This window comes from Streptomyces sp. NPDC089915 (assembly GCF_040684675.1).
In the GTDB taxonomy this organism is placed as follows: Bacteria; Actinomycetota; Actinomycetes; order Streptomycetales; family Streptomycetaceae; genus Streptomyces.
The window spans coordinates 1-1,276 of the sequence record NZ_JBFBGN010000388.1; the positions used below are offsets into that span (position 1 = coordinate 1).

The 1,276-nt window shown below is 76.3% G+C and carries 1 protein-coding gene and 1 pseudogene; one reads left to right on the top strand and one right to left on the bottom strand.

All coding sequences use genetic code 11. The annotated features are described in order from the left end of the window. Positions 1-871 (top strand): helix-turn-helix domain-containing protein (locus AB0O29_RS36050; RefSeq protein ID WP_365160716.1); only part of this gene is annotated, 871 nt, incomplete at its 5' end. Here AB0O29_RS36050 and AB0O29_RS36055 read toward each other — a convergent pair. Beyond that, positions 861-1,276: pseudogene (locus tag AB0O29_RS36055) on the bottom strand (hypothetical protein); the annotation flags it as partial. The gene AB0O29_RS36050 and the pseudogene AB0O29_RS36055 sit on opposite strands and share 11 nt — an antisense overlap.

The window sequence follows — 1,276 nt, forward strand, 5'->3', positions numbered from 1 at the left end:
GGGCGTGGACGGTAAGCCCGTGCGGACCGTCTCGGACCTGACGGTCACCCCCGGGCACGGCCCCGAGGTGCTGGCCGAGGCGGACACCGTGATCGTCCCCGGGTACGCCATCACCCGGGGATCGGCCGCCGCCACGCAGGCGAAGGCCCTGGATGCGCTGTCCCGCGTCCGGCCCGGAACCCGTCTGGTGTCGATCTGCAGCGGTGCCTTCCTGCTGGCCGGGGCCGGTCTCCTCGACGGGCGGCGGGCCACCACCCACTGGGCGCTCGGCGACCGCTTCCGGGAACTGTTCCCCCGGGTCCAGCTCGACGCGGGCGTGCTCTTCGTCGACCACGGTGACGTGCTGACCTCGGCGGGGGCGGCCAGCGGCTTCGACGTCTGCCTGCACCTGCTGCGCCAGGACCACGGCGCCGAGGTCGCCAACCAGGCCGCCCGGTTCTGCGTCATGCCGCCGTACCGGGAGGGCGGGCAGGCCCAGTACATCGAGCGTCCACTGCCGCCGCCGGGCGCGACCGGCACCGGGCCGACCCGCGACTGGGCCTTGCAGCGGCTCGAACTGCCGCTTTCACTCGACGAGTTGGCCGGGCATGCGGCGATGAGCACCCGGACCTTCGCCCGGCGCTTCAAGGAGGAGACCGGTCTGAGCCCGGGCCGCTGGCTTACCTCGCAGCGGCTGCGGCGGGCCCGGCACCTGCTGGAGTCCAGCGACCTGCCGGTGGAACGCGTCGCCCACGAGGTCGGATTCGCCACCGCCACCTCACTGCGGCGGCACCTCGCGGCGGAGGCCGGAGTCGCCCCGACGGCGTACCGCCGCACCTTCCGCGCCCCGGATCCGGCCGTCGGCGACGAGGGCTCCGTTCCTAGACCATGAGGTCCGCCGACGTCGCGTCCGGCGGATGGACGGAGCCGTTCGCGCGCGCGGCGTGGGCGTCGGCCAGGGCGTCGGCCACCGCGTCCACGAGCGGGTCGGGGGCGTCCGCGCGGCGGGCCAGTACGACGCGGCTCGGCGGGTGGCCGTCGACCGGGACGAACGCGAGGCCCGGCCGCGCGTGCCGGCGCGCGGCCCCGGCCGGCAGGAGCCCGGTCACCCCGTCCCACACCACCGCGTGCAGGCATTCCTCGGCGGAGGTCACCACCGGGCCGGGCGTGTCCTCGTCGGCGGCGAGCCAGTACGCGCGCCAGCGCGGGTCCGTCCCGGCCGGCAGCCGGAAGCGCGGCCGCCCGGCGAGTTCCCTCACGTGCAGTCGCGGCCCTGAGCCTGTGCGGCGACCTGGAG